Consider the following 20,471-nt stretch of genomic DNA (forward strand, 5'->3'; position numbering starts at 1 on the left):
AATTTTTTTAGATCACTAAATTGATTTATCAGCTCTTTATTTATTGTTAAATAATACAAATTGCTTGTTCTTTTTAAGATGAATGACTTTTAGAGTTAATGCTATAATGGTGTAGGCAAAGGCCAATCTGTCTTTCACTTTCATTAGCAGGAGGAATTGTGTGAAGACAAAAAATATAGCAAAGCGAAGTTTTTACGCCAAGAATGTTTTATTTAAAGATAATTTGTCTGACCAAAAAACAGTGGACAAGATGAACGGACTTATAAATAATGTTCTTGGCAAACATGAAGAAGTTTTAACAGATTTTTTGGATCCCGGTGAAAGAGATATTCTTAAAAAAATAGCCCAGACTGAAGTTTGTTTACAGAGCTTTGGTGGATATTCAAACGCTGAAAAAAAAAGAGTATTTATAACTGAAGATTGGGACACTATTGCACCTTCTTCTTATCAGATTACTGTTTTTAATGTTGAATATCCTCAAAAATTTGCCTGTTTATCACATAGTGCTATATTAGGAAGCCTAGCTAATGCAGGTATAGAAACTTCAACCTTTGGCGACATTATTACTGATGGCAATGGCAGGTGGCAATTTTTTGCAAAAAGTGAGCTGAAAGATTTTTTTCAACATGAAATAAACCATATTGGTAAAACAAAAGTTAGGATAAGACCAAGTTTAAATCAAAAAGTAATTATTATTGATGATGAAAGTGAAATGTTAACTGCTATTGTTTCTTCACTGAGGTTGGATGCAGTTTTAGCTTCAATTACACATGAAAGCAGGCAGCAAATAAAAGCAAATATTTCTAATAATTTGGTTAAATTAAATTGGCATAGTGTCAAAGATTTTAATATAATGGTTGATGAAGATGATGTCCTTAGTCTAAGACATTTTGGCAGATGTAAAATTACGGATATTTCAACTACAAGAAAAGGCAAACATAAGGTGGTGTATAAGCTATGGCAGACGAAAAGAAAGAATCACAGAGATTGACTCCGCTTGAAATTCATAACAAAGAGTTCAAAAAGAGAGGCCTAAGTGGCTATGATAGGCATGAAGTAGACAGTTTTCTAGATCAAATAATCAACGATTATGGTGATGCACTGGATCAAACAGTTGACTTGAAAAATGAAATTGTGCATTTACAAGAACAAGTTTCAGACTTACAAAAGCAAGTTAAACAATTCCAGCAGAATGAAAATGCTACCAAAGAAGCTGTGGGTAACGCTAAAATTAAGGCTGAAAGAATTATCAATGATGCTACAGTCCAAGCTAATAATACTACTGAACAAGCAAAAATTGATACTGATTATCAACGCCAACAGCTTGAAACTATTAAGTCTGATTACGAACGTGTGAAAAAAGAAGCTTCTGGTTATCGCTCTTATATTCAAGATCTTTTACAAAAAGCAATTGAAAATCTCAATGATGAAAACTGGCAAAAGGCACTTGATCAATACTTTGATACTGAGCGATTTTATCCTCCAGATGGGGCTGAACCAATAATGCTAACTGATGAAGATGAAGATGTCGATGAAGATGAAGATATTGATGAAGACGAAGATATTGATGAAGATGCTGACGATGAACTTGACAATGACATTGATGATGAAGTAAACTTTGAACAAGACATTGATGAAAATAATGATAGTCCCCAACCAATGTCGGGTGACAGTCCGCACACTGAAACAGTCAACACGGAAAATGTTAATGATTCTAACAACGGTTCTAGACCTACTGTTATTTTCCCCAATGACTATAAAAATCATAAATAACAAACTGACAGTAAAACTTGTGAGCAATTCAGCGAATTAGCGATGGTGTAAGGCTAATATAAGAGCTCAAAGGTTGATCAGCTGTTTGAGAAGGTTTGTTACGTTAGTTGCACGATACGTAACTCATTAAGTGGAGTTTAAAACTCAATTTAGGTGGTACCACGATATTAACCTCGCCCTAATCTTAGGACGAGGATTTTTTTATAGGGAGGATTAAAAAATGAGAGTGAAAAATACACTTAATATGGGTAAAACCAAATTTAAGATGCGGGGTAATTTGCCGGTCCGCGAAGCGCAGTGGCAAAAAGAGTGGGAAGAAAACAAATTATATGAACAAAGATTAAAACTGAATAAAGGAAAACCGAGATTTGATTTACATGATGGTCCTCCTTTTGCCAACGGTAATATTCACATTGGCCATGCTATGAATAAGGTTTCAAAAGACATAATTGTTCGATTTAAAAATATGAACGGCTATTATGCTCCCTATGTTCCAGGTTGGGATACTCATGGTTTACCAATTGAACAACAATTGACCAAACAGGGAGTTGACCGTAAGAAAATGAATCTTGCAGATTACCGTCAGCTTTGTCAAGATTTTGCTAGTAAAGAAATCAAAAAGCAAATGACTGACTTTAAGCGTTTGGGAGTAATGGGGGACTGGGATCACCCATATATTACTTATCAACCTGAATATGAAGCAGAAGAAATTCGTGTCTTTGGTAAAATGTATGAAAAAGGTTATATCTATAAAGGTAAAAAACCTGTTTATTGGTCCCCTTCAAGTGAGTCAACTTTAGCTGAAGCTGAAGTTGAATATCATGATATTAAATCACCTTCAATTTATGTTTCATTTCCAGTAAAAGATGGTAAGGGCGTTCTAGATCCAGCAAATACATACTTCTTAATTTGGACAACTACACCATGGACTATTCCTACTAACCAGGGTATTACAGTTAATCCGGGCTTTGATTATTCAGTAGCTCAAGTGGGTCCAAAGCGTTTTGTCGTTGGCACTGACCGCCTAGAAGCAGTTGCTCAAGAATTAGGTTGGGAAGATTATCAAGTCGTTCAACATCTTAAGGGCACTGAAATGGATCATATGGTTGCCAAGCATCCTTTATATGACCGTGATTCTTTGCTTATGAATGCCATGCATGTTACTGCTAGTGATGGTACCGGCTTAGTTCACACAGCTTCCGGCTTTGGTGAAGATGACTATAATGTTGCTCAAAAATATGGTCTACCGGTATATAGTCCCATGGACGATAAAGGTTGCTTTACTGCAGATATTAACGATCCCGATTTAGCTGGATTGTTTTATGATGATGCCAATAAAGTTGTCAGCGAAAAATTGAAGAAATCCGGCAATTTGCTTAAGCTTAGCTTCTTCACGCACTCTTATCCTCATGACTGGCGTACAAAGAAACCTGTAATTTATCGGGCTACTACACAATGGTTTGCTTCAGTTGAAAAGTTCCGCCAACAGATTCTTGATCAAATTGATCAGGTTAAATTCACGCCATCTTGGGGTCAATTACGCCTGCACAATATGATTAAGGATCGTGGTGACTGGGTAATTTCTAGACAGCGTGCTTGGGGTGTTCCACTGCCAATCTTTTACGCAGAAGATGGTACTGCGATTGTCACACCAGAAACTATTGAGCATATTGCTCAGATTTTTGCTAAAGAAGGATCAAATGCTTGGTATAGAAGAACTGCTAAGGAATTGTTACCAGAAGGCTTTACCTCTGAGCATTCACCAAATGGCAAATTTACTAAAGAAAACGATATTTTAGACGTTTGGTTCGACTCCGGGTCTTCTCATCAAGCTGTCATGGCCAAAAGACCAGACTTGAATTTCCCATGTGATCTCTACCTTGAAGGTAGTGACCAGTACCGTGGCTGGTTCAATTCAAGTCTGATTACTTCAGTAGCTGCTACGGGCAAGGCACCTTATCGCGGTATTTTGTCACAAGGCTTTGTTTTGGATGAAAAAGGACATAAAATGTCTAAATCATTAGGTAACGTAATTTCACCAAATGATGTCATCAAACAAATGGGAGCAGAAATAATTCGTTTATGGGTCGCTTCTGTAGACACTACTTCTGATGTTGCTGTTTCGCAAAATATTTTACGCCAAACTTCAGAGAGTTACCGCAAAATAAGGAATACTTTGCGTTATATGCTGGCTAATACTTCTGATTTTGATCCACAAACAAACAGGGTTGCTTATGAAGATTTAAACTCCATTGACCAGTATATGGAAGTTAAACTCAATGATTTGGTTAAAACTTGTCTTGACAGTTATGAACGTTATGATTTTAATAATGTTTATAAAAAGTTATTTGCCTTTATTTCTAATGATCTATCAGCGTTTTATCTTGACTTTGCCAAAGATGTTCTTTACATTGAGAGCAAAAATAGTCATGCCAGAAGATCAATGCAAACAGTGATTTATGATGCAACAGTTAAATTAGCTAAAGTTTTGACACCAATCTTGCCACATACTATGGAAGAAGTTTGGTCTTTCTTAAAGGAAAAGGAAGATTATGTCCAACTTGCTGAAATGCCTGAAATTGAGCATTATGCAAATCATGATGAACTCCTTGACAACTGGAAGAAATTTATGAATTTCCGCGATGATGTTTTGAAAGTCTTGGAAGAAGCGCGCGATCAAAAGTTAATCGGTAAATCTTTTGAAGCAGCAGTTACAGTTTACCCAACTGATGAGATGAGAGTAGTTTTAACCAAACTTGATGCAAACTTTAGACAAATTTTAATAGTTTCTAAATTAACTATTGCTGAGGGTGAAGCACCGGCAAATGCTGAAAAATTACCAAATGGTGCATTTGTGGTTGAACATGCGGAAGGTGAAGTTTGTCCTCGGTGCCGTATGATCAGAACCGATATTGGAGCTGACAAAGAAGTTCCAATGCTTTGCGGTAGATGTGCTAAAATTGTTAAAGAAGATTATCCAGAAGCAGTGCAAGAAGGTTTAGAAGAATAATGCGTTACGGTAAGGTAAAGCAGTTTGATCAAAACAGTAGTTTTGGTTTTATCACTGACGATGAGAATCAAAAATCTTACTTTGTATTTTATACAGCTATCAAAGAAGAAGGTTATCGTCGCTTGCAAGTTGGTCAAAAAGTTAAATACCAACTTGCTCAAGGTAAAAATGGCTTACAATGTGTCAACGTATATTTAGCTGATTAGCAGGAAAGTGAATAATGGATTTAACAGAAACTGAAATCTCTTCAAAACAAATTTTTACGGGTCGTATTGTCGATCTTGCCGTAAGAACGATCAAATTGCCTAATGGGGAAACTGCCTCGCGGGAAATAGTTAAGCATCAACCTGCTTCAGCTGCTATTGCAGTAAATGATAAACAGGAAATGCTGCTAGTCGAACAATGGCGTGAACCGATCAAAGAATTAACTTTAGAAATTCCAGCAGGTTTAATAGATGAAACTGATGCTAGTCCACTGGATGCAATGAAAAGAGAGTTAAATGAAGAGGGCGGCTATCGTGCTGATTACTGGGAAAAAATAACTGAGTTTTATTCATCTCCCGGTTTTACTAATGAGAAGCTCTACTTATTTTATTGCGACACATTAACTAAATTGACTGATAAAAGGGAACTTGATCCCGATGAATTTTTAACTAGTCATTGGTTTAGTTTGGCAGAGTTGAAAAGACTTTCGGCACAGGGTAAAATCGTTGATGCCAAGACATTATATGCAATGAGTGTTTGGGAAAACATGCTGCTCACCGGTGCTGACGCAAAGGAATAAAATGACTGAAAAACGATCTGATTACCGAAAAAAATTAAAACATAAAAAAAGTAAAAACTTTTTAAATACAATTAAATCCGCTTTTGACGATAGTGATGATGAGGTTGATGTTAACCCTGATTTTACCCGTGATGATGAAGTTGTAGAGTCAAATGATTTTGCAAACGAAAGGATAAAAAAACAGGAGCAGACACCAAGAAGGGAAGAGAGCAAATCTCAGTCTCAGTTAACCACGAGTCAAGAAAAAGCATTAAAGCTGAAAGGTAAACTTAATCGTGCAATTTTGCTTGTTGCTGTTTTAATTATTTTGGTATTATTAGCGTTATTTCACTTATAAAATAAAAACGAGGGTAGAAATGAAGATAGCAATTATTGTCCCAATGGAAATTGAGGCTGAATATTATCATAAGTATTTTCACTCTGGTCGCAAAGAAATGTTCGGATCTACTACATTCGAGCATTTTTGCGTTAACCACAATGATTTATACATTGGTTTAAGCGGAATTGGCAAAGTACGAGCTGCTATGAATTTAGCCAGTTTACTAAGCAATGTTGATATTGATTTGATTTTCATGACAGGTACAGCAGGATCTTTGCAAGAAGAAGTTCATAAAGAAGATCTGATTTTAGCTGATTCATTTGCATATCATGATGCTCACAATATATTAGCAGGTGACTATGTTGAAGGACAAATACCTGGAGAACCAGCTAAATTTGAATTAAATTCTTCTGCAAGAAAGCAATTTGCACAGTTTTTGCAAGAAAACAATGTTGAATTTAAAGAGGGTTTAATTGTTACCGGTGATTCCTTTATTGGCTCGCAGAAGCAAAAAGATGAAATTAAGCAAAACTTTGCTCATGCTTTGGGTGTTGAAATGGAAGGAGCCGCTTTTGCTCAGGTAGCTTATCATTTTAAAAAACCTCTGATAGCTTTACGGGCTATTTCTGACAATGGTAATCAAGATGCAAACGGTGACTTTGATCATTTTGCCCAAAAGGTAGGAGCAAAAGCTGCTAAAATTATTTGTACTTACATAGAGAAGATGAATTAATAAATGACAGAAATTTATCTGGATAATGCAGCTACAACACCAATGTCGCCCAAGGTAATTGACGTGATAACTGAGGAAATGAAAAACAATTTTGGTAATGCCTCAAGTACCTATGAACTGGGACGCAAAGCTCGCCACGTGATTGATCAGGCAAGGCAAAAAGCTGCCAAGGCAATTAACGCCAAGGAAAATGAAATAATTTTTACATCCGGTGGTTCAGAAAGTAATAACACTGCTATTTTTGGAACTGCTCAGAGTCGCCAAAATATTGGTAAGCGCATAATCACTACTAAGGCTGAGCATCCATCTGTTTTAAAGCCAATGCAACGGTTGGAAAGTGAGGGTTATGAAGTCATTTACCTTGATGTTGATGAAAATGGTCGTATTTCATTAGCTGATTTGGAAGATGCACTTACTCCTCAAACTATTTTGGTTTCAATTATGGCTGTCAATAATGAATTGGGTACAATCAACCCTTTGGCAGAAATTGGAGCTATTGTAAAGCCAAGCAATGCTTATTTTCATGTTGACGCAGTCCAAGGCTTAGGTAACATTAATCTTGATGTTGCTAAAATGAATATCGACTTGTTATCCACCTCTGCTCATAAAATCAACGGTCCCAAGTTTTTAGGCTTTTTATATGAAAAAAACTCGCTCAATTTGCCACCTCTTGTTTATGGTGGAGAACAAGAAACTAAGCGTAGAGCTGGCACTGAGAATGTTCCCGGAATTGCCGGCTTTGGTGAAGCTATCAGTGAAATTGCTGCTATAGATAAAAAAAGTTTGCAAACTAAATATCAGAACTTGCAAAATATTATTTTGAATGAACTTAGTCAAGCTAAAATTGAATATCAGGTTAATGGTGGAACCCAAAAGTTTGATTCTCATCACGTGTTGAACCTGCATTTTAATGGTGTTTCAACGACTGTTTTGCAGACAAATTTGGATTTAGCTGGTTTTGCAGTTTCCGGTGGCTCTGCATGTACTGCAGGATCAATTGAGCCTTCACATGTACTAGTTGCTTGTTTTGGTAAAGATTCTGCGAGAATAAATGAGTCTATTCGTATTTCTTTTGGACGCTACACGACTGAAGAAGAAGTGCAAGCCTTTGCCAAAGAACTAGCTAAAATTGTCAGTAAAATCCAAAACAAATAAAATAATTGCTTTTTAAAGCAGATATGCTTATTATTAGTAAGTGAGGTAAAATTATGGCAAATACAGTTATTATTAATGGTGATAAACGCAAGTTTACCCTTAGTCCAGAACTAAAACTATACGCTCTGATTGATGCTGGTTTTGTTAAAACCGTTAAGGGTAATTTTAATTATGAGCATCCACTTTATAATGATTCGCCGTATAATGCGCCAACTAAATTGAAGATGACCATAAATAAAGAAATGACTCATCTGACCATGGTAGTCACAGACAAAAATGGTTTGCAAAAGGTTAACATCTTTAAGAATGAGAAATTAGCTCCCACTGTTGAACTTTTAGATTATATATTGAAAGATTTAGAAGAGCGCAATATTATTGTTGCTGTGAAGGATTGATTAATTTGGTAAAGAAAAAAACCAGAGTTGTTGTTGGTATGAGTGGCGGAGTAGACTCTTCCGTTTCAGCACTTCTTTTAAAAGAGCAAGGATACGATGTAATTGGTGTCTTTATGAAAAATTGGGATGACACTGATGATTCCGGTGTCTGCACGGCTACTGACGATTACGAAGATGTAAAACGGGTAGCTGATCAAATCGGAATTCCTTATTATTCAATCAATTTTGAAAAAGAATATTGGCATCGCGTTTTTGAATATTTTTTAAACGAATATAAAAAAGGTCGCACGCCAAACCCCGATGTAATGTGCAACAGTCAGATTAAGTTCAAATCATTTTTAGAGTTTGCACTTAATCTTGATGCGGATTATATTGCCATGGGTCATTATGCAAAAACCATCACTGATAAAAATGGTATCACTCATATGATGCGTCCTAAAGATGGCAATAAGGATCAAACGTACTTTTTAAGTCAGTTAAATCAAAATCAGATAAGTCGCGTTATTTTTCCGTTAGCTAATTTAACCAAGCCACAAGTGCGCGAAATTGCGCTCAAAAATAACCTGGCTACTGCCAAAAAGAAGGATTCAACTGGTATTTGTTTTATTGGCGAGAGAAATTTTCGCAAATTTTTGAGTGAATTTTTGCCTGCTCAATCTGGAGAGATGATCACACCAGATGGAAAAGTAGTCGGTTATCATGCAGGTTTAATGTACTATACAATTGGTCAAAGATCTGGATTAGGACTGGGTTCAACAAAAGAATCAACTGCCCCGTGGTTTGTGGTCGGTAAGAATTTACAGAAAAATCAGCTAATAGTTCAGCAAGGTTATGATAGCAAATTGCTTTATGCCACTGAATTGGAGGCTAGTGATATGTCATTCTTTACTGGCCAGCCCGATCACGATTTTAAGATTCATTGCAGCGCCAAGTTTCGTTATCGTCAGCCTGATGTTGGCGTGACAGTATCCTATGATGCTGCAAAAAATAAGGCGAAAGTTTACTTTGATGAGCCAGCACGTGCTGTTACCCCTGGGCAAGCTCTTGTTCTTTATCAGGGTGAGGAGTGTCTAGGCGGCGGCAACATTGATTGTGCCTATCAAAATGATCGTCAACTTCAATTAGTTTAATGAAAACGTGAAAGGAAAATGTTTTTGTGCATTTTCTTTTTTTATTTGTCTTCGTTTTTTCTTTTAAACTATTAAATGATAAACTAGAAAATAACAGTTACAGAAAAGAGTAATTAATGAATGCAGATTTATTTTGTCAGACATGGTAAAACAGAGTGGAACTTACAGAAACGTTTTCAAGGGGCTCATGGTGATTCACCACTTTTACCTCAAAGTTTAATTGATATTCAAAAATTAAGCGATTTTTTAGGTGAAACAAAATTCGCAGCAATCTATTCAAGCCCTCTGAAAAGAGCCAGAACTACTGCAGAAAAACTTACTAAGAATCTGGGTAATCCCTTTTCTGTCAAGATAGATGATCGTTTGCGAGAATTTGATTTAGGAGCTATGGAAGGACTCACGTTTACTGAGGCTAAAGCCAGGTATCCGAAGCAGGTCACTGATATTTGGGACAAACCTGATAAATACGATGGCCACAGCATCGGAGGTGAAAATTATCCTGAGGTAATTGCACGTGGAAAAAACTTTGGTCGAGAAGTTGGCTTACAATTTAAACCAGACGATAAAGTTTTAGTAGTGAGCCATGGAGCAGCTCTGGGAGCGATTATGGGAGGATTATTAGGTTATCCCTTACCGGATATCCGCCACAATGGGGGTTTAAGCAATACCAGCCTTACTATTTTGGAAACAAAAGATAAAGGCAAGACATTTAAAGCTTTAATGTGGAATGAGACGAAATTTTTGGACAGGAAAATGGAAGACTCGGATTCATTATGATAAAAAAAAGAAAAAAGACTGCTAAAACGAGTGCAGTAAACAAAAAGGTACACGAATTAATAACAAAAATTGATGAACAGCCACATAATAGTGAAAACTATTTAGAATTAGCAACCTATTTAATAGAGCAGGGTAGCAGTGACCAAGCCACCGAACTATTAGAAAAAGCAAAAAAGCTAGTTTCTCATCCGCAGGATTTAGATTATGATCTGGCAGTTTGTTATTATTTACAGGGTAAATTTGATACAGCATTAAATATACTGAATCAAATTCCTAATGATGATTTAGTTTTATACCAAAAAGCACTTGTTTTTTACAAAATTGGTCAAGGTCAAAAAGCATTGGCATACGCTTTAACAATTAAGAATGTTGATGCTAAAGTCTTGGAATTAATAGGGGATATTTGGCTAAGCCTTGGTAAAACCGAAGAAGCTGAGTCAACTTATAAAAAAATAGCTACTGAAAAAAGGTCAGCCAAAATCAATTTCATGCTGGGTATCACAATTTTAACTAGAAGTCGTCAAGAGGCTGAAAAATATCTGGCAAAGTCAAAAAAACAAGATCCTAAAATTTTTGCACAAGAACAAAAAAAATATTCTTCGTTACTAAAATTAGTGAATGATGCGAGAAAGAAAAATGACTGAATTTACTGGGAAAATCAATCGAATAGTTTTTGAAAACGATCAAGACCTTTATAAAATACTTGATGTTGCTATAATTGGAAAAATAGAAAAATATGATCGTGAAGATATTAAAGTGACCGGCAGTTTTGGTGACGTCCAAGTTGGTGCAACTTATACTTTTTCAGGAAGGTTAATTGTGCATAATAAATTTGGTCTGCAATTTCGTTGTGATAATTATAAATTGGCCTTGCCTCATGAAAAAGGTAGTTTGATTAATTATTTAAGTTCCAGTAAATTTCCTGGGATTGGTAAAAAAGCAGCTGATACAATAATTTCAGACTTGGGAATGGATGCACTGACAGTTTTAAAGGAAAAACCTGAAAAGGTTCAAACTTTGTCTATTTCGAAAAAGCAAAAAGAAAGTTTGTTAAACGGTGTCAGGTTAATGGATTCGTATTCTGAAACTGTCTTAAAGCTGGCTCAATTTGGCTTGAATAAAAAAGTAGCAAGCAGACTGTATCAACTTTATCATGGCGAAACTTTAGCTAAACTTGAAGAGGATCCGTATGCTTCTATTGCTGAAGTTACAGGCTATGCTTTTAAGAGTGCCGATCGAATCGGCAGTAAATTAGGAATGGCCCTCGATGATCCCAAAAGAGTTAATGGCGCTGTTTTTCAAATTTTACTTGATGAAGTATCTAAGGAAGGCAATACTTACGTCAAACTTGAGCAGCTGCTGCAAGAAGCAGGCAAGCTACTGCAAATTAATGAGTATGATACGATAGCAACTTGCGTTAATAATCTCCAGCATCAAGGTAAAGTCGTGGTAATGGGTGAAAACGCTGCGCTGCAAGAAATATATGAAACTGAAACTGATATTGCCAACGCAATGAAAAATCTAGTGGAAAAAAAGCAAAAGAGTTCAAATTACAATGAAAAAGAACTAAACCTTGCTATTACTCACGCTGAAACCAAGTTGAAAATTCATTATGATAATACTCAAAAAGCAGCGATTAAAAATGCGCTGACTAATCCAATCTCAATTTTAACTGGTGGTCCCGGAACTGGCAAAACTACTATCATAAATGGTATTTTGTTAGCATTGAAAGAGCTGGCCGAAATACCATCATCGTCTCTTTATAGTACAGACCCACCATTTTTACTCGCTGCACCTACTGGTCGTGCAGCCAAGAGAATGGAAGAGATTACTGGAATTACAGCTAAAACTATCCATCGGCTGCTGGGATTAGGAATTGGTGAAAATGATGCAACTGACCTAAACGAATTAAATGGTGAAATTTTAATTATTGATGAAATGTCAATGGTAGATATGTTTTTGTTTAGGCAACTGGTAACTAGCATCAATGAAACTAAGCACATAGTTTTTGTAGGTGATAAAGACCAGCTACCATCAGTGGGCGCTGGAAACGTATTTGCTGATTTAATCAAATCACAGGCTTTTCCTACCACTGTTCTTAAACAAATTCACCGTCAAGGAGACGATTCCAGCATTATTACGTTGGCGCATGACATTAATGCAGGAAAGAATCCCCAGGAATTATTTAAAAAGACCAAAAACTACTCATTTATTTCATGTCCACCGCATGAAGTCTCGCATGTTGTCAGTCAAATTGTCCGGCGTGCTTTGGCAAAGGGCTTTAATCCGGATGATGTTCAGGTACTAGGAGCAATGTACCAGGGCGATGGTGGCGTCACCAATTTGAATAATGTTATTCAAGAAATTATTAATCCGCCTAAGGAAAATAGCAAAACACTGGAAGTACATGATGAAACTTTTCGCATTGGGGACCGCATTTTGCAATTGCAAAATAATCCTGAAAAAGATATCTATAATGGTCAAATTGGTAAAATCCTAGCAATTGATAATGATAATTCTCAAAAATGCATGGTAGCTGATTTTGATGACAGAGAAATAACCTTCAGTAAAAAAGATCTGTTTGACTTAACTAGAGCATACGCAATTACCATTCACAAAGCTCAAGGCTCTGAATTTCCGCTAGTTATTTTGAGTCTGACAATGCAAAACTATGTCATGCTTAAACGTAACTTATTGTACACTGCCGTTACTCGTGCAGAGCAAAATTTAGTTTTAATCGGTGACACCCGCGCTTATGAAATGGCTTTTAATACTTCTGGTAATGACCGACAGACAGGATTAACTGTTAAATTGCAAAAAATATTAAATGTGCAAGATAAAACTGTCCCAGAAAAAGATTCCGGTAAATATAAAAATGACCAAGAAGAAACAAATTCTGATGTGCTTGCAGACAAAAATCAGAATTGTATATTAACTCCCGAGTTGATTTATGCGGGTCGAATTGATCCTATGATTGGGATGCAAGACATTAAATTAGAAGCACGAACAAGATAAGGGACTTTTTAAGACAATGGCAAAGATAAAAAAAGAACTAGCTTGTGTTAATTTGCAGAAAGAAATTGCAGAATGGGTTACCACTAACACACATATTTTAAATTTTGGTCCAGACACGTTTGAAATTGAAACTATTTTTAAAGATTCATTTGGCGAAACAGTGTATTGTTTTGTCGAAAAAACTGGGGTTGATAAATATAACGTTACTGATGATGGTCGGGCACTTTTTAAATTAGATCCCAGCGCAAGTGACGAAGATTTGATTGCTGCCAGCGAAGATTTTGTCACAGCTAGCGGTTTTTCTTTTAATGTTGAAAATGGAGTGATCAGCTGTGAAAGTGATGAACAGACTTTGGCTGAAAAGGTTATGCAGTTAGGTCAATTACAGGTTAACATTTCATATCTTAATTAAAAAGCTGCCACTAAATACTATTTTTTATTGCTAATTTAAAAAAATAATGATTAAATTATTAATATCATTTTAAGCAAAAGGAAGAAGAACCAATGGCAATAATTTTTAATAAGGTAAAGAAAAACTACGGTAAGAAGTCGGTGTTTTTTAACCTAAATTTCAATATTCCTTTAGAACCAATAGTAATCGGTTTGGTAGGTCCTAATGGTGTAGGCAAGTCAACCGTGTTAAGACTCCTTGCCGGGGTATTGGAACCAACCGAAGGCTTGATCAAAAATGACCAAGCTAAAGAACCATATGTTAAGTGGGCCAGTTTGCATTCAAGTTTTGTGGCATCAGGTGAAAGAGGCCTCATGTACAGACTAAATACTCTTGAAAACGGGATGTATTTTTCTTCGCTTAAAGGAATTAATATTAAAAAAACAGAAAACAATATTCGAAAAATGGCTGAGGACTTCAACTTTTCAAGTGAACTTAATACTTACTTTCAAAATTTGTCTACTGGTTTGAAGAAAAAGGCTGCTATCTTAGTGGGAGCTGCAATGGAAACAGAAGTTTTACTCTTGGACGAGCCCTCAAACGGACTTGACATAGCGGCCCAAGAAGATTTAGCATCATTTATTCTGGACTTAAAAAATAAATACGGGAATACTATTTTCATTTCATCGCATGACACTCAAATGCTTTCTGGAGTTGTTGATCATTATCTTTTTTTAAGGGATGGCCAAATAGAGAAAAATGTTGAACATAAAATGGCTGAAAATGACCTAATTTCTGAATACCATGAAATTTATAAGTAAAGGTAGGAAGCAAAATGAAAAAAGTTAAAGAGCTATTCAATATTTTCTGGGTACAATTATATTTACAGCTAAAACTGCAAGCTCGCTATGTTAATTCAACTGTTAGTTCACTAGTTTTATATGCTGGCGCTTTCTTGATTGTTGTCTTTTTCACTGATCCTGCACAACTGGGTCAGGCGTATGGTACAAAACATGGAGTCTTATTTACTATTATTGGTTTCTTGTTTTGGAGTATTGGTATCTCTTCATTAGGTGAATGTAGTAATGCGGTAGAGACTGATGAGCAAACCGGTCTGCTCGAAAGTGAGACTCAGTCTATCTTTCCCTTATGGGTTCTATACTTTATTCAAACGTTGGCAGAAAATTTGTTTGTCTGGATCTATCTTTTAATCATAGGCTTTGTAGCCTCATTTTTTTCAATATTCACAGTATTTGAACTATTAAAGGCTTTATTGTTAACCTTTGTCTTTTCCTTAATTTCCAATTTAGGAATGTTTGGTATCGGAATGATTTTTGCTTCTGGTTCTATTAGATTTAAAAGAATGGGTCAGTGGGCTACTATATTGCAGGCTTTATTGCTCATGTTGTCTAATGTTTATTTACCAGTATATAATGCTTTTCAGGAAGTCATTCCCTATGTCGGTGGCATCGAAATAGTGCGGCAAATATTTTTGGGCCATGGCGTTTCATTGTCAAAGCTGATAATATTGATAGTAGTAAATGTTGTTTGGTTCTTAGCTGGTATTTTAATTTTCAATTATTGCATTAAGAAAGAGCGCAAAAACGGCTCGTTTGATGCTTTTTAAGTTAAAGAAAGGTGATATTTATTTTAACGTTCAAAAATGTTAAATGGGGGACAAAGAGATATTTTAAAGTAAAAAAATTATATATGAGTGCATTTCCCAAAAATGAACGATTTCCATTTGTCGGGTTGCTGGCGATGGCGTTGCAAAAAAGAGTTAATTTGCAAGCAGTCTATGACCATGATGATTTCATCGGGTTAATTTTTTGGACATATGCCGAAAAGATTATTTATATTGGTTATTTAGCAGTTGACCCAGTTTGGCGTGGCAAGGGCTATGGCAGTCAGACTTTAAACCTGATGAAACAGCACCATCCAAATCAGGAAATTGTTTTAGACATTGAACCAGTTATTAAAACAGCAAAAAACTACTCGCAAAGGATTAATAGATTATTATTTTATAAACATAATGGCTTTAAACTAACTCAAGATAATTTAGTTGACGAAGGAGGTCACTATGCGATTTTAAGCTCTGATAAACACTTTAAAAAGCGTAATTTAAGTCAACTACTTAAGCGAATGAGTTTTAATTGCTATAAATTTAAAATTGTTTCCAGATAATTAAATTAACAAAATACTTTGACAAGCAAATGATGCTTTAAAGTTTACTTTCTAAAGCAGCTAGTTCATAAAAAAGGATAATGAATAACTTCACCCTGAAGTTATTTATTATCCTTTTTATAATTATTTAACGAATCCTACTTTGTACCAGAGAACATGTCCATTGTTGTTTTCAGATGGTTTAAGAGAATAACCTGAAATACGGTTATTGATTGCTCTGATCTTATAAGAGTTGACTGTTGGAATCATGTAAGCTTGATCAAAGATATACTTTTGCCAATCATGAAAGACCTTCACACGGTATTTATGATCAAAAGCTTTTTGCGAATCCATTTCTTTAACTAATTTAGTATTTTCCGGTGTCACGAAACGATCGTAGTTGGCTGCGGTGCTATCACCATACATTCCATCTTGTGATGGTTCTGTGGACATATACCATCCTGTTTCAAACATATCGACTTGCGGATCATCCTTGTTAAGCTTGTCGTAGAATGAATTTGTTTCGGTCAATCGCCCATTCAATAAATTAACATTTAGTCCTATCTTATGCCACTGCTGAATATAGTTCTGTATAATTGGACCTTGTGTTGAATCACCAGCTTTAGCCATAAATGTGATCTTTAAAGGCTTGCCGTTGGGTTGAACACGCCATTTACCCTTCTTTTTATATCCGGCTTTATCAAGAATATCGTTAGCCTTTTTTAAATTATAGTCATAACCCTTAATATTTTTATTGAAATAGTCACCAAATTGAGGAGGAATTAATGTGGTTATATGAAAAGTTAGGCCGTGGGTGTAATGTTTAGTGACTTCATCAACATTCATGGCATAACCAATGGCTTTACGCAACGATTTATTGTTCATCTTGCTATTTTGATTCATAATACTTTTATTATGTTTGGCATCCCATTTACCTAATTTAAAGCCAATAAACCAGTATGAAAGAGGGATTTCCGCTATAAATTTAACTTTTTTAGTATGTTTCACTTCATCCCATTGGGAATTTACAACATTAATGACGTCGAATTTATGACTCTTTATTGACTGCGATGATGAGTTAGGAGAAATTACCTGATAAATAATTTTATCCAGCTTTGGCTTGCCACGCCAATAATATTTGTTTGGCACCCAAACAGCTGATTGTCCACGAACTAATTTTTCTAACTTATAGGCTCCAAAATACAAAGGCTTTTTCCTAATTTTATTAGACGATTGTAATTTGCTAAAAGGGACGTCTTTTAAGTAATGATAAGGAGCGGTATATTCTGAAAAATAACCATTTCCACTATTGTACATCCCTGGTTTTAATTGCTTAAAATGTAAAATAACTCTTCTGCCATTTGCGCCATCAGGCATTTCAATACCTGAAATAGACTTAGCTTTTCCTTCATGATATTCTTTTAGGCCTTTAATAAGTTCAAACTGGCTGGAATATCTTTGAGAATCGGTGCCTTTATTAGATAATATTTCATAGGGATATTCTACATCCTTAGCCGTCACCTGTTGACCATCTGACCACCTAACTCCTTTTTTAACCTCAATCGTAATAGTTTTATTCTTTTGATTGATTTTCAAAGTTGCAGGTCCTTTATTAGTGAAACGGTAATTATCATCTGTATCAAATAGGGATTCAGATCCAGGGGAGGAAAGGTCAGCATCAGTTGCAGTTACTTGTAATTGATCAGAAAAGATACCTGTAAAAGGTGTATCTGTCTGCAGTGCTACTCTAACCGTACCACCCTGTCGGGTCGGCTTATCAGGCATTTTTGCAGGAAATTTGCTTGCTTCTTTTGCATTATTTTCCTGATTATTGTTACTTTTACCACATGCCGTAAGAGTTAGGGCTGTGGCCGCCAAAATACCAATAGAGCTTAAAACATTGTTTTTTTTCATGATTTTTCATCCCTTATGAGTACTAATTTATAATGATTTAACAATTCCCATAATATCACATTAAAGTTATATTTTAAATATAATAAATAAAAATTAACTTAGAGCTAATTATTTTAATATAATATATCTGCTTTCACTAACAAAAGTAAATTAATTACGTATTTCAGATACAAAAAACCAAGCAATTTTTTGCTTGGTTTGTTAAATTATTATAATAATTTTTTTAATTCTTATTATTAGCGTAAAAGGTTAAAACTTGAGACAGAAAACTCAATATTAAAAAGGTTTGGCTTAATTTCCTCTCCGTCTACTTGGGCGTATTCCTTTTTCATGGTAGTAACCCTAATTTTGTCAGCTTCAAAATAATGAAATTGCGGATCATTAACATGTGAGCCATCTTTTAGTAAGTTAATAAATAGCTTTACCAGTTTGCCTAAACTAAATTTTTCTACTACGACAGCGTCAATTTTGTGACTATCAATTTTGGCACTGGGCAAGAGGGGAAGGCCACCACCTAAAAACGGATGATTTGTTGTAGTAACCATAAAAGCATCATCAAAGTATATTTTTTGACCATTTCGTTCAATTTCAACTCCGAAAGTATCCTGTTTAGTCACACTCGCAACAACGTTAAGGCCATAAATAAATTTTCCTTCGCTAAGATGATTCAATAGCTTTTTAAGCTTGGAAATATTGCTATTATGGTTAACAAAAGCATCAAAACCAATCCCAAAACTATTAGCAAAATAATATTTTTGTTCTGCTGTTATTTTGGGTAGGGTAAAAGAGCCACAGTCTACCTCGTCTGGCTCAAAATTTTCCTTAAAGTGATCTAGCAATACTTTAGGATCAGCGGTCAGATCAGCAGCACGGGCAAAATCATTGCCAGTTCCTGCTGGTAAGTATGCAATGGGAGTACTAGGATTATCTGAGCGTTTAATCCCATTTAACACTTCATTTAGTGAGCCATCGCCACCAATCACTAATAAAATTTCATTTGGCAAATGGCGTTGATTACCATAATGTTGCGCGAGACGAATAGCTTCACCAGCATAATTACTTTTTTGCAAGTCAAAGTTAATATTTTGGTTGATTAACAAAGAAGTTGTCTGCTCAAGCACTTTTTTAGCACGACCGTTACCAGCTACTTCATTGACTAAAAGATGTATTTTTAATTTATTATCCATATAATTTCATTCGTTACATAAAAAGCTCCTCAAAACGGGCTTTTACTATTTTTTCTCAACTAACATCGGTAAGATCATTGGCCGTCTTTTGGTTTTTGAATATAAAAAGTCTGAAAGGTTATCAACTATTGCATGACGGATCACACTATCTTTAGGATGATCTACCTTGTCCATCTCAGATTTGATAACGTGATAAATGTGTTTTTGGGCCTGATTAATTAATTCAGTTGATTCCCGCATATAGACAAATCCGCGACTTAAAACATCTGGACCAGCCAAAACACGTTTGTGTTTGTAGTCAACCGTTGCCACTACAACAACTAAGCCATCTTCAGACAAGACTTGACGGTCATGAACTACTACATTACCAACATCAGCTGTGCCTGAAGTATCAACATAAACATCACCCGCTGGAATATGACCAGCTATTCTTGACCCTTCAGGACCAAAACACACTACTTCACCGTTTTCAAGAACAAAAGTATTTTCTGCAGGGACGCCTGCTGCTTGTGCTAGTTCAGTATGAATAACTTGCATACGGTATTCGCCGTGAACAGGGATCATGTACTTAGGCTTGGTCAAACGGACCATCATTTTAAGTTCTTCCTGACCGCCATGTCCAGAGGTATGAACGTTATTTATTCTGCCATGAACAACATTTGCGCCGCCTTCCATTAACTTGTTGATTAAGTGGTTAACGCTTAAAGTATTTCCAGGAATTGGGTTCGATGAAAAAATTACTGTGTCGCCTGGTTGTAAACTAATTTGCCGATGTGTTCCGTTGGCAATGCGAGAAAGGGCGGCTAAAGGTTCACCTTGAGAACCGGTACATAAAATCATTACTTGTTCTGCTGGTGTATGGTTAATTTCGTTAGCATCTACAATCAAACCATCAGGAACATTCAAGTAACCTAAGTCAATCCCATTTTGCACACCATTTTCCATACTACGACCAAAAATGGCAACTTTTCTTCCAGTGTCAATAGCTGCTTCAATGGCAGTTGAAACACGGTATAAGTTAGATGCAAAAGTAGCAAAAATTATTCTTCCGTGTATTCCGGTAATAATATCGTGTAAAGATTTAGCAACGAACCGTTCGGATTTAGTAAACTGACTGACTTCAGCATTGGTTGAATCAGATAGTAATGCTAAAACACCATCGTTGCCTAATTTTGCTATTCTCTGGAAGTTTGGAGCTGGTTGATTCATAACTGGAGTTAAATCAAATTTAAAATCACCAGTAAAAACGACAGCACCTAGTGGTGTATGAACAGCTATACCTAATGTATCAGGAATAGAGTGAGTGGTTCTGAAAAAGGTAACCGTCAATTTCTTAAATTTTAGTACAGTATCTTCATGTTCTTCATGAAGTTCAGTAGTTCTTAAAATACCATGCTCTTCAAGCTTACCTTTAATTAAAGCTAAAGCAAATGGGGTGGCGTAAACTGGAATTTCCGGGATTTTTTCTAGTAAGAAGGGGATCCCGCCAATGTGGTCTTCGTGTCCGTGGCTAACAACTAGAGCTTTAATCTTTTTGCGGTTTTTAATTAAATAAGAATAATCTGAAATCACATAATTAATACCTAGAAGATCATCTTCAGGAAACTTAATACCACAATCCATAATGATGATTTCATCTTGGTATTGTACACAGTACATATTTTTGCCGATTTCGTGCAACCCCCCGATTGCAACAACAGCAACTTCATTATTTTTAATACGCAC

Annotated in this window: 20 protein-coding genes; 17 read left to right on the top strand and 3 right to left on the bottom strand. The window is 35.7% G+C overall.

The genetic code is table 11. The features are described 5' to 3' along the window. The first annotated feature begins 160 nt into the window (after positions 1-160). The 17 genes from JF75_RS04475 to JF75_RS04555 all read left to right on the top strand — a co-directional run bounded on the left by JF75_RS04475 (position 161) and on the right by JF75_RS04555 (position 15,666). A complete protein-coding gene (locus JF75_RS04475) occupies positions 161-991 on the top strand; it encodes a YlmH family RNA-binding protein (RefSeq protein ID WP_245190714.1) in 831 nt (276 codons plus the stop codon). After that, positions 958-1,773, top strand: a complete 816-nt coding sequence (locus JF75_RS04480; protein ID WP_046332022.1) for a DivIVA domain-containing protein — start codon at positions 958-960, stop codon at positions 1,771-1,773. Before JF75_RS04475 ends, JF75_RS04480 begins: the two co-directional genes overlap by 34 nt. A 220-nt stretch (positions 1,774-1,993) precedes the next feature. Next, positions 1,994-4,783 carry an isoleucine--tRNA ligase gene (gene ileS, locus JF75_RS04485; protein ID WP_046332023.1) on the top strand — a complete coding sequence of 930 codons (2,790 nt, stop codon included), beginning with the start codon at positions 1,994-1,996 and terminating at the stop codon, positions 4,781-4,783. After that, entirely contained in the window at positions 4,783-4,989 is a 207-nt protein-coding gene (locus JF75_RS04490; protein ID WP_046332024.1) for a cold-shock protein, read from the top strand. Before ileS ends, JF75_RS04490 begins: the two co-directional genes overlap by 1 nt. A gap of 14 nt (positions 4,990-5,003) precedes the next feature. Beyond that, a complete protein-coding gene (locus tag JF75_RS04495) occupies positions 5,004-5,567 on the top strand; it encodes an NUDIX hydrolase (protein ID WP_046332025.1) in 564 nt (187 codons plus the stop codon). Position 5,568: 1 nt separating this feature from the next. Next, positions 5,569-5,904 (top strand): hypothetical protein, encoded by a 336-nt coding sequence (locus JF75_RS04500; protein WP_046332026.1) that lies wholly within the window; start codon positions 5,569-5,571, stop codon positions 5,902-5,904. Positions 5,905-5,923: 19 nt separating this feature from the next. Then, positions 5,924-6,619, top strand: coding sequence for a 5'-methylthioadenosine/adenosylhomocysteine nucleosidase (locus tag JF75_RS04505; RefSeq protein WP_046332027.1), 696 nt, complete (start codon positions 5,924-5,926; stop codon positions 6,617-6,619). Between the two features lie 3 nt (positions 6,620-6,622). Further along, a complete protein-coding gene (locus JF75_RS04510) occupies positions 6,623-7,774 on the top strand; it encodes a cysteine desulfurase family protein (protein ID WP_046332028.1) in 1,152 nt (383 codons plus the stop codon). Between the two features lie 53 nt (positions 7,775-7,827). Beyond that, positions 7,828-8,169: a DUF1831 domain-containing protein gene (locus JF75_RS04515; protein WP_034979365.1), complete on the top strand. Its 342-nt coding sequence runs from the start codon at positions 7,828-7,830 to the stop codon at positions 8,167-8,169. Positions 8,170-8,174: 5 nt separating this feature from the next. Next, entirely contained in the window at positions 8,175-9,299 is a 1,125-nt protein-coding gene (mnmA, locus tag JF75_RS04520) for a tRNA 2-thiouridine(34) synthase MnmA (protein WP_141639317.1), read from the top strand. A 120-nt stretch (positions 9,300-9,419) separates the two neighbouring features. Further along, the gene (locus JF75_RS04525) at positions 9,420-10,076 is read left to right on the top strand and encodes a histidine phosphatase family protein (RefSeq protein ID WP_046332029.1); all 657 of its coding nucleotides are present in this window, start codon (positions 9,420-9,422) and stop codon (positions 10,074-10,076) included. Continuing rightward, the gene (locus tag JF75_RS04530; protein WP_046332030.1) at positions 10,073-10,720 is read left to right on the top strand and encodes a tetratricopeptide repeat protein; all 648 of its coding nucleotides are present in this window, start codon (positions 10,073-10,075) and stop codon (positions 10,718-10,720) included. The genes JF75_RS04525 and JF75_RS04530 overlap by 4 nt, the downstream gene beginning before the upstream one ends. After that, positions 10,713-13,091 (top strand): SF1B family DNA helicase RecD2, encoded by a 2,379-nt coding sequence (gene recD2 / locus JF75_RS04535; protein WP_046332031.1) that lies wholly within the window; start codon positions 10,713-10,715, stop codon positions 13,089-13,091. Before JF75_RS04530 ends, recD2 begins: the two co-directional genes overlap by 8 nt. A 16-nt stretch (positions 13,092-13,107) precedes the next feature. After that, on the top strand, positions 13,108-13,503 hold the full coding sequence (locus JF75_RS04540; protein ID WP_052726872.1) for a DUF1828 domain-containing protein: 396 nt from the start codon (positions 13,108-13,110) through the stop codon (positions 13,501-13,503). A 92-nt stretch (positions 13,504-13,595) separates the two neighbouring features. Further along, entirely contained in the window at positions 13,596-14,303 is a 708-nt protein-coding gene (locus JF75_RS04545; RefSeq protein ID WP_046332032.1) for an ATP-binding cassette domain-containing protein, read from the top strand. Between the two features lie 14 nt (positions 14,304-14,317). After that, on the top strand, positions 14,318-15,109 hold the full coding sequence (locus tag JF75_RS04550; RefSeq protein ID WP_046332033.1) for an ABC transporter permease: 792 nt from the start codon (positions 14,318-14,320) through the stop codon (positions 15,107-15,109). A gap of 83 nt (positions 15,110-15,192) precedes the next feature. Continuing rightward, a complete protein-coding gene (locus JF75_RS04555; protein WP_046332034.1) occupies positions 15,193-15,666 on the top strand; it encodes a GNAT family N-acetyltransferase in 474 nt (157 codons plus the stop codon). Between the two features lie 123 nt (positions 15,667-15,789). Here JF75_RS04555 and JF75_RS04560 read toward each other — a convergent pair whose 3' ends face one another. From JF75_RS04560 to rnjA, 3 genes are all read right to left on the bottom strand, one after another. Further along, the gene (locus JF75_RS04560; protein WP_046332035.1) at positions 15,790-17,559 is read right to left on the bottom strand and encodes an oligopeptide ABC transporter substrate-binding protein; all 1,770 of its coding nucleotides are present in this window, start codon (positions 17,557-17,559) and stop codon (positions 15,790-15,792) included. A 236-nt stretch (positions 17,560-17,795) separates the two neighbouring features. After that, positions 17,796-18,746: a diacylglycerol/lipid kinase family protein gene (locus JF75_RS04565; RefSeq protein WP_046332036.1), complete on the bottom strand. Its 951-nt coding sequence runs from the start codon at positions 18,744-18,746 to the stop codon at positions 17,796-17,798. A gap of 45 nt (positions 18,747-18,791) precedes the next feature. Beyond that, positions 18,792-20,471 (bottom strand): ribonuclease J1, encoded by a 1,680-nt coding sequence (gene rnjA, locus JF75_RS04570; protein WP_046332037.1) that lies wholly within the window; start codon positions 20,469-20,471, stop codon positions 18,792-18,794.

Source organism: Lactobacillus kimbladii (assembly GCF_000970755.1).
GTDB lineage: Bacteria > Bacillota > Bacilli > Lactobacillales > Lactobacillaceae > Lactobacillus > Lactobacillus kimbladii.

Excerpts from the sequence above, each read along its gene's own strand:
- JF75_RS04480 (WP_046332022.1), top strand. The coding sequence starts at position 958 with ATGGCAGACGAAAAGAAAGAATCACAGAGATTGACTCCGCTTGAAATT.
- ileS (WP_046332023.1), top strand. The coding sequence starts at position 1,994 with ATGAGAGTGAAAAATACACTTAATATGGGTAAAACCAAATTTAAGATG.
- JF75_RS04490 (WP_046332024.1), top strand. The coding sequence starts at position 4,783 with ATGCGTTACGGTAAGGTAAAGCAGTTTGATCAAAACAGTAGTTTTGGT.
- JF75_RS04495 (WP_046332025.1), top strand. The coding sequence starts at position 5,004 with ATGGATTTAACAGAAACTGAAATCTCTTCAAAACAAATTTTTACGGGT.
- JF75_RS04500 (WP_046332026.1), top strand. The coding sequence starts at position 5,569 with ATGACTGAAAAACGATCTGATTACCGAAAAAAATTAAAACATAAAAAA.
- JF75_RS04505 (WP_046332027.1), top strand. The coding sequence starts at position 5,924 with ATGAAGATAGCAATTATTGTCCCAATGGAAATTGAGGCTGAATATTAT.
- JF75_RS04510 (WP_046332028.1), top strand. The coding sequence starts at position 6,623 with ATGACAGAAATTTATCTGGATAATGCAGCTACAACACCAATGTCGCCC.
- JF75_RS04515 (WP_034979365.1), top strand. The coding sequence starts at position 7,828 with ATGGCAAATACAGTTATTATTAATGGTGATAAACGCAAGTTTACCCTT.
- JF75_RS04525 (WP_046332029.1), top strand. The coding sequence starts at position 9,420 with ATGCAGATTTATTTTGTCAGACATGGTAAAACAGAGTGGAACTTACAG.
- JF75_RS04530 (WP_046332030.1), top strand. The coding sequence starts at position 10,073 with ATGATAAAAAAAAGAAAAAAGACTGCTAAAACGAGTGCAGTAAACAAA.
- recD2 (WP_046332031.1), top strand. The coding sequence starts at position 10,713 with ATGACTGAATTTACTGGGAAAATCAATCGAATAGTTTTTGAAAACGAT.
- JF75_RS04540 (WP_052726872.1), top strand. The coding sequence starts at position 13,108 with ATGGCAAAGATAAAAAAAGAACTAGCTTGTGTTAATTTGCAGAAAGAA.
- JF75_RS04545 (WP_046332032.1), top strand. The coding sequence starts at position 13,596 with ATGGCAATAATTTTTAATAAGGTAAAGAAAAACTACGGTAAGAAGTCG.
- JF75_RS04550 (WP_046332033.1), top strand. The coding sequence starts at position 14,318 with ATGAAAAAAGTTAAAGAGCTATTCAATATTTTCTGGGTACAATTATAT.
- JF75_RS04555 (WP_046332034.1), top strand. The coding sequence starts at position 15,193 with ATGAGTGCATTTCCCAAAAATGAACGATTTCCATTTGTCGGGTTGCTG.
- JF75_RS04560 (WP_046332035.1), bottom strand. The coding sequence starts at position 17,559 with ATGAAAAAAAACAATGTTTTAAGCTCTATTGGTATTTTGGCGGCCACA.
- JF75_RS04565 (WP_046332036.1), bottom strand. The coding sequence starts at position 18,746 with ATGGATAATAAATTAAAAATACATCTTTTAGTCAATGAAGTAGCTGGT.